This is a genomic window from Streptomyces sp. SM1 (genome assembly GCF_002910825.1).
In the GTDB taxonomy this organism is placed as follows: domain Bacteria; phylum Actinomycetota; class Actinomycetes; order Streptomycetales; family Streptomycetaceae; genus Streptomyces; species Streptomyces okerensis.
Window position 1 is genome coordinate 1 of record NZ_NEUB01000809.1, and the last position, 12,533, is coordinate 12,533.

12 protein-coding genes and 1 pseudogene are annotated in these 12,533 nt (G+C 71.5%); 11 read left to right on the forward strand and 2 right to left on the reverse strand.

The annotated features are described in order from the left end of the window. Positions 1-270: 270 nt before the first annotated feature. The 8 genes and pseudogenes from recG (at position 271) to mutM (ending at position 7,947) form a co-directional block, all read left to right on the forward strand. Positions 271-2,478 (forward strand): ATP-dependent DNA helicase RecG, encoded by a 2,208-nt coding sequence (gene recG / locus B9S61_RS25075; protein ID WP_103544274.1) that lies wholly within the window; start codon positions 271-273, stop codon positions 2,476-2,478. A gap of 151 nt (positions 2,479-2,629) precedes the next feature. After that, positions 2,630-3,223 (forward strand): annotated as a pseudogene (gene rsmD / locus B9S61_RS25080) (16S rRNA (guanine(966)-N(2))-methyltransferase RsmD); the annotation flags it as partial. Positions 3,224-3,249: 26 nt separating this feature from the next. Beyond that, positions 3,250-3,729, forward strand: a complete 480-nt coding sequence (gene coaD / locus B9S61_RS25085) for a pantetheine-phosphate adenylyltransferase (RefSeq protein ID WP_181007520.1) — start codon at positions 3,250-3,252, stop codon at positions 3,727-3,729. Positions 3,730-3,832: 103 nt separating this feature from the next. Beyond that, complete coding sequence (locus tag B9S61_RS25090; protein WP_103544277.1) at positions 3,833-4,978, forward strand: DivIVA domain-containing protein; 1,146 nt, start codon at positions 3,833-3,835, stop codon at positions 4,976-4,978. Positions 4,979-5,127: 149 nt separating this feature from the next. Further along, complete coding sequence (locus B9S61_RS25095; protein ID WP_103544278.1) at positions 5,128-5,772, forward strand: DUF177 domain-containing protein; 645 nt, start codon at positions 5,128-5,130, stop codon at positions 5,770-5,772. 2 nt (positions 5,773-5,774) lie between these two features. Beyond that, the gene (gene rpmF, locus B9S61_RS25100) at positions 5,775-5,948 is read left to right on the forward strand and encodes a 50S ribosomal protein L32 (RefSeq protein WP_003951102.1); all 174 of its coding nucleotides are present in this window, start codon (positions 5,775-5,777) and stop codon (positions 5,946-5,948) included. Positions 5,949-5,967: 19 nt separating this feature from the next. Continuing rightward, a complete protein-coding gene (gene rnc / locus B9S61_RS25105; RefSeq protein WP_103544279.1) occupies positions 5,968-6,795 on the forward strand; it encodes a ribonuclease III in 828 nt (275 codons plus the stop codon). A 291-nt stretch (positions 6,796-7,086) separates the two neighbouring features. Beyond that, positions 7,087-7,947 (forward strand): bifunctional DNA-formamidopyrimidine glycosylase/DNA-(apurinic or apyrimidinic site) lyase, encoded by an 861-nt coding sequence (gene mutM / locus B9S61_RS25110; RefSeq protein WP_103544280.1) that lies wholly within the window; start codon positions 7,087-7,089, stop codon positions 7,945-7,947. Here the strand turns inward: mutM and B9S61_RS25115 are convergent. Further along, a complete protein-coding gene (locus B9S61_RS25115) occupies positions 7,920-8,321 on the reverse strand; it encodes a helix-turn-helix domain-containing protein (RefSeq protein ID WP_103544281.1) in 402 nt (133 codons plus the stop codon). The two genes, mutM and B9S61_RS25115, sit on opposite strands and share 28 nt — an antisense overlap. A gap of 455 nt (positions 8,322-8,776) precedes the next feature. After that, the gene (locus tag B9S61_RS25120; protein ID WP_103544282.1) at positions 8,777-10,069 is read right to left on the reverse strand and encodes a CAP domain-containing protein; all 1,293 of its coding nucleotides are present in this window, start codon (positions 10,067-10,069) and stop codon (positions 8,777-8,779) included. Positions 10,070-10,245: 176 nt separating this feature from the next. On the opposite strand from B9S61_RS25120, the gene B9S61_RS25125 reads away from it, so the two are divergent. The 3 genes from B9S61_RS25125 to B9S61_RS25135 all read left to right on the forward strand — a co-directional run. After that, positions 10,246-10,527 carry an acylphosphatase gene (locus tag B9S61_RS25125; protein WP_103544283.1) on the forward strand — a complete coding sequence of 94 codons (282 nt, stop codon included), beginning with the start codon at positions 10,246-10,248 and terminating at the stop codon, positions 10,525-10,527. A 378-nt stretch (positions 10,528-10,905) separates the two neighbouring features. Continuing rightward, positions 10,906-11,109: a hypothetical protein gene (locus tag B9S61_RS25130; RefSeq protein ID WP_029384211.1), complete on the forward strand. Its 204-nt coding sequence runs from the start codon at positions 10,906-10,908 to the stop codon at positions 11,107-11,109. Between the two features lie 273 nt (positions 11,110-11,382). Further along, positions 11,383-12,533 (forward strand): chromosome segregation SMC family protein (locus tag B9S61_RS25135; RefSeq protein ID WP_181007519.1); only part of this gene is annotated, 1,151 nt, incomplete at its 3' end.

Sequence of the window (12,533 nt, forward strand, 5' to 3'; positions counted from 1 at the left end):
GTGCACCGGTGAGGGGTGCAGGCGGCGCTGCGGAGGACGGGAGTCGCAGCGCTGTGCGGCGGAGGGCGAGCGTGGCTCCGGCTGGCCGGGGATGCCGGTATGCGGACCGGGGGTGCGCATACCGCGGCCGGGGGTGAGCCGGTCAGACCCCCGGCCGTGCCGCCGCTCGCCGTGGTGCCGCGCGGGTGGGGTGGTCGGCCGAGGTGATGGCCGGGCGCTCGGCCGGAACCGGTGTCCCGCGGTCACGCATTGTCGGTGCGGTGGTGTCCAATGGATCTCGTGCCCGCACTGGAAGAACCACTGAAGAAAGTGCTCGGCCCCGCCACCGCCAAGGTGATGGCCGAGCATCTCGGCCTGCACACCGTCGGCGACCTGCTCCATCACTACCCCCGCCGGTACGAGGAGCGCGGCCGGCTCACCCACCTCGCCGACCTCCCGATGGACGAGCACGTCACCGTGGTCGCCCAGGTCGCCGACGTCCGTCTGCACACCTTCGCCTCCGCCAAGGCCCCGCGCGGCAAGGGCCAGCGACTGGAGGTGACCATCACGGACGGCAGCGGCCGGCTGCAACTGGTCTTCTTCGGCGCGGGTGTCCACAAGCCGCACAAGGAACTGCTGCCGGGTACGCGCGCGATGTTCGCCGGCAAGGTCTCCGTCTTCAACCGCCGTCTCCAGCTCGCGCACCCCGCCTACGAACTGCTGCGCGGCGATGCCGAGGAGACGGTCGAGACCTGGGCCGGCGCCCTCATCCCGATCTATCCGGCCACCGCCAAGATGGAGTCCTGGAAGATCGGCAAGGCCCTCCAGACGGTGCTGCCCAGCGCCCAGGAGGCCCTCGACCCGCTCCCGGACTCCCTGCGCGAGGGCCGCGGACTGCTTCCGCTCCCCGAGGCCTTGCTGAAGATCCACCGCCCGCACACCCCGGCGGACGTCGAGGCCGCCCGGGCCCGCCTCAAGTGGGACGAGGCCTTCGTCCTCCAGACCGCCCTCGCCCGCCGCCGCCACGCCGACGCGCTGCTCCCCGCCGTCGCCCGCCGCCCGAAGCCCGACGGCCTTCTCACCGCCTTCGACGACCGTCTGCCCTTCACCCTCACCGACGGCCAGCGGAAGGTCTCCGAAGAGATCTTCGCCGGCCTCGCCGCCGAACACCCCATGCACCGCCTGCTCCAGGGCGAGGTCGGCTCGGGCAAGACCCTGGTCGCCCTGCGCGCCATGCTCGCCGTCGTCGACGCGGGCGGACAGGCGGCGATGCTGGCCCCGACCGAGGTGCTCGCCCAGCAGCACCACAGGTCGGTCACCGAGATGATGGGCGAGCTGGCCGAGGGAGGCATGCTCGGAGGGGTGGACGACGCCACCAAGGTGGTGCTCCTCACCGGCTCCATGGGGGTCGCGGCCCGGCGCGCGGCCCTGCTCGACCTGGCCACCGGTGAGGCCGGCGTCGTCATCGGCACACACGCGCTGATCGAGGACAAGGTGCAGTTCCACGACCTGGGCCTGGTGGTGGTGGACGAGCAGCACCGCTTCGGGGTGGAGCAGCGCGACGCCCTGCGCGGCAAGGGCAAACAGCCCCCGCACCTGCTCGTGATGACCGCCACGCCCATTCCGCGCACGGTCGCGATGACGGTCTTCGGCGATCTGGAGACCTCCGTCCTCGACCAGCTCCCGGCGGGGCGTTCGCCGATCGCCAGCCATGTCGTACCGGCCGCGGACAAGCCGCACTTCCTGGCCCGCGCCTGGGAGCGGGTCCGCGAGGAGGTGGACAAAGGCCATCAGGCGTACGTGGTCTGCCCGCGCATCGGCGACGAGGAGGACGGCCCCAAGAAGGCCGGCAGGAAGAAGCCCCCCGAGGACGAGGCCGAGCGACGGCCCCCGCTCGCCGTCCTGGACATCGCGGACCAGCTCGGCAGAGGACCGCTGCACGGGCTCCGCGTCGAGGTGCTGCACGGGCGCATGCAGCCCGACGACAAGGACGCCGTCATGCGCCGCTTCACCGCCGGTGAGACGGACGTCCTGGTCGCCACGACCGTCATCGAGGTCGGGGTCAACGTGCCGAACGCCACCGCGATGGTGATCATGGACGCCGACCGCTTCGGCGTCTCCCAGCTCCACCAGCTGCGCGGCCGCGTCGGCCGGGGCTCGGCCCCCGGCCTGTGTCTGCTGGTCACCGAGATGCCGGAGGCGAGCCCGGCCCGGCAGCGCCTCGGTGCCGTCGCCTCGACCCTCGACGGCTTCGAACTCTCCCGGATCGACCTGGAGCAGCGCCGCGAGGGCGACGTGCTGGGTCAGGCCCAGTCCGGCACCCGTTCCAGCCTGCGCATGCTCGCCGTCATCGACGACGAGGAGATCATCGCCGAGGCCCGCGAGGAGGCCACGCGGGTCGTCGCCGCGGACCCGGAGCTGCGGCACCTGCCCGCCCTGCGCACGGCCCTGGACGCGCTGCTGGACGAGGAACGGGAGCAGTACCTGGAGAAGGGCTGAGCGGCGGTGCCCGAGGGACCCGGGACCGTATCCGTATACGGCTCCACCACCTGCGCGCGAGCGGCCGCGGCGGACCCCCGGCCGCTCACCACGCGAGGCGCCCCCCGCCCCGGCCTGCCAGACTGAACCGCACACACCCCACGACCAAGGACCCCAGATGACCCGCGTGATCGCCGGCAGAGCCGGCGGACGCCTCCTAGCCGTCCCGCAGGGAAACCGCACCCGCCCGACCTCCGACCGGGCGCGCGAAGGCCTGTTCTCCACCTGGCAGTCGCTGCTCGGCGGCCCGCTGGACGGCGAACGCGTCCTCGATCTGTACGCCGGATCCGGCGCCGTGGGCCTGGAGGCCCTGTCCCGGGGCGCCGGAGGTGTCCTGCTCGTCGAGGCCGACGCCCGGGCCGTCCGCACGGTCCGGGAGAACGTGAAGGCGCTCCAACTCCCCGGCGCCGAGGTCAGATCCGGCAAAGCGGAACAGATCGTCCGCGCGGCGCCCCCGCAGGAGCCGTACGACATCGTCTTCCTCGACCCGCCCTACGCCGTCCCGGACGACGATCTTCGCGAGATTCTGCTCACACTCCGCTCGGGGGGCTGGCTCACGGAGGACGCCCTCGTCACCGTGGAGCGCAGCACCAGAGGCGGGGAATTCGCCTGGCCGCCCGGCTTCGAGGCGATCCGGGCCCGTCGCTACGGCGAGGGAACCTTTTGGTACGGTCGCGCCGCCTCTACGTGCGAAGACGCACGATGACCGGACCGGAGAGCGAGGGATCAGCAGTGCGCCGCGCCGTATGCCCCGGGTCGTTCGACCCGATCACCAACGGACACCTCGACATCATCGCCCGGGCCTCCCGGCTGTACGACGAGGTCTACGTCGCGGTGATGATCAATCAGTCCAAGAAAGGGCTGTTCGAGATCGAGGAGCGGATCGACCTGATCCGCCGGGTCACCGCCGAGTACGGCAACGTCCGTGTCGAGGCCTTCCACGGCCTCCTGGTCGACTTCTGCAAGCAGCGCGACATCCCCGCCATCGTCAAGGGCCTGCGCGCGGTGAGCGACTTCGACTACGAGCTGCAGATGGCCCAGATGAACAACGGACTGTCGGGTGTGGAGACCCTCTTCGTCCCCACCAACCCCACCTACAGCTTCCTGTCCTCCTCCCTCGTCAAGGAAGTCGCGGCCTGGGGCGGCGACGTGGCCCACCTGGTGCCGCCGGAGGTCCTGACCGCCCTCACCGGGCGCCTCAGCAAGGACTGACGGGTCCCCGGACCGCCGACCGGCCGGTGTCCACCGGGCGCCCCGGGGTCGTACAGTCGTCCCGTCCGTCTCCAACACAGCTGTAGAGAGTGGCGAGCACACGGTGGACGTGCAGAAGAAGCTCGACGAGATCGTCGCCGCGGTCTCCGGCGCCCGGTCGATGCCCATGTCGGCCTCGTGCGTGGTCAACCGCGCCGACCTGCTCGCGTTGCTCGACGAGGTGCGCGCGGCCCTGCCCGACTCCCTCGCCCAGGCCCAGGAACTGATCGGCGGCCGGGAGCAGATGGTCGAGCAGGCCCGCCAGGAGGCCGAGCGGATCATCGAGGGAGCCCACGCCCAGCGCGGCTCCCTGATCTCCGACACCGAGGTCGCCCGCCGCTCCCGGTCGGAGGCCGACCGGATCCTCGCCGAGGCCCGCAAGGAGGCGGAGGAGGTCCGCGCGGAAGCCGACGACTACGTCGACTCCAAGCTCGCCAACTTCGAGGTCGTCCTCACCAAGACGATCGGCTCCGTGGGCCGCGGCCGCGAGAAACTGCTCGGCACGGGACCGGGACTCGACGAACAGGGCTACGAGGACGAGGACGCTCCCGAGCGCAGCCACGACCCCGAGACCCTGCGCCGCAGCGCCGACGAGTACGTCGACGTCAAGCTCGGTGCCTTCGAGGCGGTCCTCGCCAAGACCCTGGACGCGGTCGGCCGGGGCCGGCAGAAGCTGCACGGCCGGCTCGCCTCCGACGACCTCGGTGCCCTCGCCGACGACCTCACGTCCGTCCAGCACTCCAGCGACGCCGACTACCTCGCCGGTCTCGCCTCGGTCGCCGGCCAGGGCGCACCGCCCAGGCAGCCCGAGCCGCCGCAGCCGGAGCCCCAGCAGCCGTACGCCCAGCCCGAGCCCGCCTACTCCCCCACCTCCGGCTACGCTCCGGCGGGAGGTGCCCCCATCCAGCAGCAGCCGGACCCGTACGCCGGCTATCAGCAGCAGTACGGCGATCAGCAGGACCAGTACGCCGCGGCCTCCGGCTACGCCCCGGCGGGAGGCGCCCCCGTCCCGCAGCCCGACCCCTACGCCGCGTACCAGGGCTACGACGCCCAGCAGCAGGCGTACGACCCGAACCAGGCGCACCAGCAGCCTCAGCAGACGCACCAGGCGCAGCAGCAGGGCTATGCCCTGGACGAGAACAGCCTCTTCGACACCAGCATGATCACGCCGGAACAGCTGCGTGCCTACGAGCGCGAGCGGGGCCTGTAGGGGCGGATTGGGTCGTGAGCGAAAGGTCCAGTATCCTGGCTCTTCGGTCGCGTGTGCGCTTGCGCTGTCCGCGTATACACCCGCGATCCGCGCTGCCCGGGATGCCCGTACGGCAGCGCTGCCCCTGAGCTCGAAGACCGGAAGCAGGAATGGCCCTGAACGCCCGCCTCGACCACCGCAATCCCCTCGTGTTCGACACACACGAACTGGGACGGCGGCCTGGTGCGCTGCAGCGCCTGAACCGTACGGTCGACGCTCCCCGGGACCTCGGTCTCGCAGGGGTCATCGGAGTGCCGGAAGGCGCCCCGGTGGAGCTCGAACTCCGGCTCGAGTCGGTCATGGAAGGTGTGCTCGTCACAGGCACCGCCCGTGCCAAGGCCGAGGGGGAGTGCGTAAGGTGTCTGGAGCCGCTGGAGCAGGAGCTCGAAGCGGACTTCCAGGAGATGTTCTCGTACCCTGACGCCGACGACCGGGGCCGCGTGATCGCGGACCCGGGCGACGACGCCGAGGACGACGAGGACAGGCTCTTTCTCGAGGACGGCCTGTTCGACCTCGAGCCCGTGCTGCGTGATGCGGTGGTGCTCGCACTGCCGATGCAGCCGGTGTGCCGGGAAGACTGCCCGGGTCTGTGCTCCCAGTGCGGAGCGCGGCTCGCGGACGACCCGGACCACCACCATGACGCCGTCGATATTCGTTGGGCGGCTTTGCAGGGACTCGCCGGCACCATGCCGGACGGCGAGAAGGACGAGATGAGCGGCGCCGAACCGGGCGTCGACGAGAAGCAGGAGAAGTAGCCGTGGCTGTTCCGAAGCGGAAGATGTCGCGCAGCAACACGCGCCACCGCCGGTCGCAGTGGAAGGCTGCGGTCCCCACCCTGGTTGCGTGCGAGCGCTGCCACGAGCCCAAGCAGCAGCACATCGCGTGCCCGTCTTGCGGCACTTACAACAAGCGCCAGGTCCTCGAGGTCTGAGCGGCTGGTGAGAGGCACTGTGTCCACGCCGAAGAAGAACTCTGCGGACAACCAGGCCTCGTCCCACACGCTTCTGGAAGGGCGGCTCGGCTACGACGTCGAGTCCGCCCTTCTGGTGCGAGCGCTGACCCACCGTTCGTACGCGTACGAGAACGGCGGTCTGCCGACGAACGAGCGGCTGGAGTTCCTCGGGGACTCCGTGCTCGGTCTCGTCGTCACGGACACGCTGTACCGCACCCACCCCGATCTGCCCGAAGGCCAGCTGGCCAAGCTGCGGGCCGCGGTGGTCAACTCGCGTGCGCTGGCGGAAGTGGGCCGCGGGCTCGAACTGGGCTCCTTCATCCGGCTCGGCCGTGGTGAAGAGGGCACGGGAGGCCGGGACAAGGCATCCATCCTCGCCGACACCCTCGAAGCGGTGATCGGCGCCGTCTATCTCGACAAGGGCCTGGACGCGGCGGCGGAGCTGGTGCACCGTCTGTTCGATCCCCTGATCGAGAAATCCTCGAACCTCGGTGCCGGCCTGGACTGGAAGACCAGTCTCCAGGAACTCACCGCGACCGAGGGACTCGGTGTTCCCGAGTACCTGGTCACGGAGACCGGCCCGGATCACGAGAAGACCTTCACTGCTGCCGCCCGCGTCGGAGGCGTCTCGTACGGCACCGGCACCGGCCGCAGCAAGAAGGAGGCGGAGCAACAGGCCGCCGAGTCCGCGTGGCGGTCCATCCGCGCCGCGGCGGACGAGCGGGCCAAGGCGGCGGCGGAGGCCGAAGAGGTCGTCCAGGCCGCCGAAGCCGAAGCCTCCGGAGTTCAGAAGGCCGACGCCGACGCCCCGTCGGCCTCCGCCTGACGGACAGCCGGAGCCGAGCGCCCGCCCCGGAAACCGGGGCGGGCGCTCGGCTCCGGCTCCTGCCCGGCGGGCCGGACCGTGGGACGCGGACAGCGTGGCGACGGCCTGCCCGCCGAGGCGGCTCGGACCGGAGCCGGGACGGGCGTCCCCGCACAAGGACACTCCGGCGCGAGCACGGTCCAGCACGGGACACCGCTCGTCGGCGGCCAGGTGACGGCCTCTTCCCACAGCGGGAGAGGGCGTGCCGGACAGCCCTGCCACGCCGCGACACACCGGCTCCTGGAGGAGACCATGCCCGAGCTGCCCGAGGTCGAGGTCGTACGGCGCGGACTCGAGCGGTGGGTCGCCCACCGGACCGTCGCCGAGGCCGAGGTGCTGCACCCGCGCGCGGTGCGCCGCCATGTCGCCGGCGGGGAGGACTTCGGGCAGCGGCTCAGGGGCCACCGCGTCGGCGTGCCCAGCCGCCGCGGCAAGTACCTCTGGCTGCCGCTGGAGGACACCGGCCAGTCCGTGCTGGCCCACCTCGGCATGAGCGGCCAGCTGCTGGTCCAGCCGCACACGGCGCCGGACGAGAAACACCTGCGGGTCCGCGTCCGCTTCACCGACGCCCTGGACACCGAACTCCGGTTCGTCGACCAGCGCACCTTCGGTGGTCTCTCGCTCCACGACAACACCCCCGACGGCCTGCCCGACGTCATCGCGCACATCGCCCGGGACCCCCTCGACCCGCACTTCGACGACGAGGCCTTCCACCAGGCCCTGCGCCGCAGGCGGACCACCGTCAAGCGCGCCCTGCTCGACCAGTCGCTCATCAGCGGCGTCGGCAACATCTACGCCGACGAGGCGCTGTGGCGCGCCCGGGTCCACTACGAACGCCCGACGGCCGGCTTCACCCGCCCGCGCACCCAGCTCCTGCTCGGCCATGTCCGGGACGTCATGAACGCCGCGCTCTCGCAGGGCGGCACCAGCTTCGACAGCCTCTACGTCAACGTCAACGGCGAGTCCGGCTACTTCGACCGCTCCCTGGACGCCTACGGCCGCGAGGGCCTGCCGTGCCGCCGCTGCGGCACCCCGATGCGCCGGCGGGCGTGGATGAACCGGTCCAGCTACTACTGCCCGAGGTGTCAGCGGGCGCCGCGCGTCTCGTCGTAGCGCTCACGCGCCCGGAGCACGGTGTCCATGCTGCCCTCGACGCAGTGGATGAGGGACAGCAGACGCTCCGCCACCTCACGGCCCAGCGGAGTCAGTTCGTAGTCCACGCGGGGCGGGTTGGTCGGCTGGGCCTCACGGTGCACCAGGCCGTCGCGCTCCAGCGCGTGCAGCGTCTGGGAGAGCATCTTCTCGCTCACCCCGTCGATCCGCCGGCGCAGTTCGTTGAACCGCAGCGAGCCCTCGTACAGCGCACCCATGGTGAGCCCGCCCCAGCGGCCGGTCACATGCTCCAGCGTCCCGCGCGAGGGGCACGCCTTGGCGAACACGCTGAAGGCACGATCCTGCTCCTCCGGGCCCCGCTCCGTGGTCGTCATGCTTCCAGGCTACTGCAGAACAGCGCAGTCCCTTGGGTTGCGCTAACCCATGGTTAGCGCCCGTGAGGTCCACCAGGGTGTTCACCCGCTCGGCCGCACGTGCCCCAGAGCGACGAGACCCACGCCCACGACCGCGACGGTGGGGCAGGAGAAGCCGGCGACCACTACCAGCAGCGCGCCGGCTCCCCGCGCCGGCTCCCCACACCCGCGGCCGCCGCACATGGCGTCGCAGTCATCGGCCTGGCATGCGACCGAGCAACAGGCCGTGAATCCCCAGCACCGCGCAGGCGCACCACAGCGTGAACAGTGCGACGCCGCCGGCCGGCATCACGGTCGCGAACGCCGCTCCCACAAGTCACCCCTCGACGGCCGGGCCCGGCGGCCAGGTGCGCCGCGGCCGAGGACGGTGGCAGACCCCAGGGGTGCGACCGCCCCGCGCCTTGCCGCGGAGTCGCTCAGTAGCCGAAGTTCTGTGTCCACCACGGGCCGCCCGGGCCCATGTGGACGCCGACGCCGAGGGTCTTGAAGTCGCAGTTCAGGATGTTCGCCTTGTGGCCGGGGCTGTCCATCCAGGCCTGCATCACGGCCTCCGCGTCGGCCTGGCCCCGGGCTATGTTCTCGCCGCCGAGGCCGCTGACGCCGGCCGTCTGGGCCCGGTCCCACGGGCTGTCGCCGTCGGGGTCGGTGTGGTCGAAGAAGCCGCGCTTCGCCATGTCGTCGCTGAACGCCGTGGCCAGATCGGCCAGCGCGCTGTTCGCGGCGACCGGGCTGCAGCCCACCTTGGCCCGCTCCGCGTTGACCAGCCGGAGCACCTCGGCGCCGGCCGCGACCTCCGCGGACACGGGACCCGGGTCGTTCGTCCCCTTCTCCGGCTCCGGCGTGGTCTCGCGGGACGCCTCCTCCTCCGTGCTCTTCTCCGCGGTCCGCTCCGGGGTCGCAGCGGGCTCCTCCTCCGGCTCGGCCGTCTCCGGGGCCTTCGTCGGCGTGTCCGACGTGGAGGGCGACGCGGACGGCACGGACGGGGCGGACGGCACGGAGCGGTCGGAGTCGCGGCTCGCCGGGTTGCCCGCGTCCCGGCCGGGGGACTCCGCGGTGCCGGACGTGCCGCCCTGCTCGGTGGGCAGACTGGTCGCCGCGTCCCCCGCCTGAACCTCCTCGCCGGGAGCGCTGTCCCCGCCCAGCTTGTAGTTCTCCAGGCCCGGAATCGAGCCGGTGGCCACCGCGGCCGTGCCGATGGCCATGGCGGCGGAGACGCCGAGCAGACCGGTGCGCACCGGTGTCGCGGTCTTCTTCTTCCGGCGCCGGTGTCCACTCGTGGGCCGTCCGGCCTCGTCGGGGGCCGCGTAGTCCCTCGGGGCCCGGGAGTCGTCGCGGGTGGCGTAGCCGACGCGGGCGGCGAAGCCGTCGTCCGGGAGACCGTCACCGGTGACGGCGGGACCGGGCAGGTCCTGGCCGGTCGAGAAGCTGCTGCCCGGGAAGCCGCCGCGGGTGAAGTCGGCGCGGGTGAAGTCGGCGTCCGCGGCGTATCCGGCGCCGGCGTCCGTCGCGTAGAGGTACGCCTCGCTCCGTGCGTACGTCTCGGCGTAGGCCTCCGGGTTGAGATACGGCGCGGTGCCCATGGTGGGCGGGCCGTCGGCCAGGTCGGCCAGGGAGTCCGGGCCGCCGTCGTAGGGGCCGTCGGCGTGAGTTGCTCCGGTGGCGCGGCCCGTGGCGGCGCGGCCGGCGGCGGAGCGTCCGTGGCGTCCCATGTCCTGTGCCTTCCTCGTCCTGCGGTCGACTCGTCTTCGCGACCAGCCCAAAACTCGATGATCACAAAACTCACACCAACGAGTGAGTTTCATATGAGATTCATGGGTCGGGACGGTACCGCATGGCGCCAGGGGGCGGAGTGCCCGGTGTGACTTTGTCCGGTTAGGTTGCAGGCATGAGCGAGGATGTGCGACTGGTCGCCTGGGTACGGGGACGTGTCCAAGATGTGGGTTTCCGCTGGTTCACCCGGGCCAAGGCGCTGGAGATCGGCGCCCTGAGTGGTTTCGCTCTCAATCTGGGTGACGGCAGGGTCCAAGTGGTGGCCGAGGGCTCCCGTGAACGCTGTGACAGGCTGCTCGACTGGCTCCAGGCTGGCGACACGCCCGGACGTGTGGACGGAGTCACCGAGATCTGGGACACACCCCGAGGCGGCTACGAGGGCTTCGCCATCCGCTGACCCGGCCCCCCGGGACGGGGCCCGCGGGGCCCGTCCGCCCGGCGCGACGGGTCCCCGCGGACGGAAACGTCCTGGTGATTGCGGAGAACGGCTTGCCATGAAACGCGTCCGCGGCCAAGATGATCGCCACGTCCCGAGGACCCGTGAGAGTCGCGACGCCGCCGCTTCCCGGCCGTGTGCGCCCCGTTGTCCGCCGATACGGGGCGTGATCGTGTTGACCCTCAAACTTTTTGGTGAGACGCTGAAAACCCCGCGCACCCCAGCTGTTTGGCATGGCTGAACGGCAGTACAACTCCAGGCCTGCCAAGCACGGCGGGTGCGAATCCCTCACGACCCACACCGCATCGGTCGGTCACTCATTGTGGAGGACCATCCATCATGGCAAAGGCGCTTCTCGGTTACGTCGGCGGCTCGGACCCTCGACTCCTCGCCGAGATGCGACGGCTCCAGCAGCGCGTCCAGGACCTGGAATCCGAGCTCGTACGGATCCAGGCGGAGAACGACGCGCTGGCGGCTGCCGCTTCTCACGACAGGATCATGGAGAGCGTTGACGCACACCAGGCGGAGCCTGCGCTCACCTGATCACTGCACCGCTCCACGAACAGCACCAGCAGTGGTCGGGCCCGCCCGACACCACCGCCAAGCAGTCAGAATGGCAAGGGACGCCCCGGCGTCCCTTCTTTCTTTCCCGCCTCCGCGTCCCACCCCGGCGCCCGCACCCCCGCGCACGGCGCCCGGCAGTCGTTGTCCCGCGCATCCTTTCACCGTCTTCAACGTGTGATGTGCCCTGCGCGTTCACCCGCGAAACCGTGCGTTCATGGAGTGAGACCCGCCCGGCGGGTAAAGTCCGGGTGCGTGCACCTCAAGGCCCTGACCCTCCGCGGCTTCAAGTCGTTCGCCTCCGCGACCACGCTCCGGTTCGAGCCGGGCATCACCTGCGTCGTCGGTCCGAACGGCTCGGGCAAGTCCAATGTCGTGGACGCGCTCAGCTGGGTCATGGGCGAACAGGGCGCCAAGTCGCTGCGCGGCGGCAAGATGGAGGACGTCATCTTCGCCGGCACCACCGGCCGCCCGCCGCTGGGCCGCGCCGAGGTGTCGCTGACCATCGACAACTCCGACGGCGCCCTCCCCATCGAATACGCCGAGGTCACCATCACGCGGATCATGTTCCGCAACGGCGGCAGCGAGTACCAGATCAACGGCGACACCTGCCGTCTCCTCGACATCCAGGAACTGCTCTCCGACTCCGGCATCGGCCGCGAGATGCACGTCATCGTCGGCCAGGGCCGGCTCGACTCCGTACTGCACGCCGACCCCATGGGCCGCCGCGCCTTCATCGAGGAGGCGGCCGGCGTCCTCAAGCACCGCAAGCGCAAAGAGAAGGCGCTGCGGAAGCTGGACGCGATGCAGGCCAACCTCGCCCGCGTGCAGGACCTCACCGACGAACTCCGGCGCCAGCTCAAACCGCTCGGCCGCCAGGCAGCCGTCGCCCGGCGGGCCGCCGTCATCCAGGCCGATCTGCGTGACGCGCGGCTGCGCCTGCTCGCCGACGACCTGGTACGGCTGCGCGAGGCACTGCGGGCCGAGATCGCCGACGAGGCGGCACTCAAGGAGCGCAGGGAGGCGGCCGAGACCGAGCTGCGGAAGGCCCTCCAGCGCGAGGCGCTCCTCGAGGACGAGGTGCGACGGCTCAGTCCGCGTCTGCGGAACGCCCGGCAGACCTGGTACGAGCTCTCCCAGCTGGCCGAGCGGGTGCGCGGCACCATCTCGCTGGCCGACGCCCGCGTGAAGAGCGCGACCTCCGCGCCCCCCGAGGAGCGGCGCGGGCGGGATCCCGAGGACATGGAGCGCGAGGCCGCCCGCATCCGTGAGCAGGAGGCCGAGCTGGAGGCCGCCCTGGAGGCGGCCGAACGCGCCCGGGAGGACACGGTCGCCCACCGCGCGGAGCTGGAACGCGAACTCGCCCAGGAGGAACGGCGCCTCAAGGACGCCGCGCGGGCCATCGC

Coding starts and splice junctions, on each gene's coding strand:
- recG (WP_103544274.1), top strand. CDS start 271: ATGGATCTCGTGCCCGCACTGGAAGAACCACTGAAGAAAGTGCTCGGC.
- B9S61_RS25095 (WP_103544278.1), top strand. CDS start 5,128: ATGGCCCTGAACGCCCGCCTCGACCACCGCAATCCCCTCGTGTTCGAC.
- mutM (WP_103544280.1), top strand. CDS start 7,087: ATGCCCGAGCTGCCCGAGGTCGAGGTCGTACGGCGCGGACTCGAGCGG.
- B9S61_RS25115 (WP_103544281.1), bottom strand. CDS start 8,321: ATGACGACCACGGAGCGGGGCCCGGAGGAGCAGGATCGTGCCTTCAGC.
- B9S61_RS25120 (WP_103544282.1), bottom strand. CDS start 10,069: ATGGGACGCCACGGACGCTCCGCCGCCGGCCGCGCCGCCACGGGCCGC.
- B9S61_RS25125 (WP_103544283.1), top strand. CDS start 10,246: ATGAGCGAGGATGTGCGACTGGTCGCCTGGGTACGGGGACGTGTCCAA.
- B9S61_RS25130 (WP_029384211.1), top strand. CDS start 10,906: ATGGCAAAGGCGCTTCTCGGTTACGTCGGCGGCTCGGACCCTCGACTC.